The sequence below is a fragment of the Fructilactobacillus sp. X8R4C1 genome (assembly GCF_059900905.1).
This window is the reverse complement of sequence record NZ_JBWXVJ010000011.1, coordinates 1-257: the sequence shown is the minus strand read 5'-3', so window position 1 is coordinate 257 and position 257 is coordinate 1. Positions and strand designations below refer to the sequence as shown.

Sequence of the window (257 nt, the reverse complement as noted above, 5' to 3'; positions counted from 1 at the left end):
CTCTGGCAATGCCAGTTCATCATTCTTGTTTACAGAAATACCTGCAGCGATGATCGCGTTAGCGATCTCTTTCGCTTCATCCAAAGAGTGCATTGCCGCGGTACCACATTGGTATTCGTTCAGTTCAGGGATCTTATTTTGATTCTCAACTTTCAGTACGTCTTGCATTGCAGCCAACCATCCGTCTGCCACTTGTTGCTCTGTAGGCGTACCAATCAGGCTCATGTAGAAACCGGTACGACACCCCATCGGTGAGA

At 47.9% G+C, this 257-nt stretch carries 1 protein-coding gene; it reads right to left on the bottom strand.

Annotation, left to right across the window (positions count from 1 at the left end):
• Positions 1 to 249, bottom strand: a 249-nt coding sequence (locus tag AC6UDA_RS06965) for an S-ribosylhomocysteine lyase (protein WP_500711451.1), incomplete at its 3' end; no start/stop codon positions are given.
• Between the last annotated feature and the right edge of the window lie 8 nt (positions 250 to 257).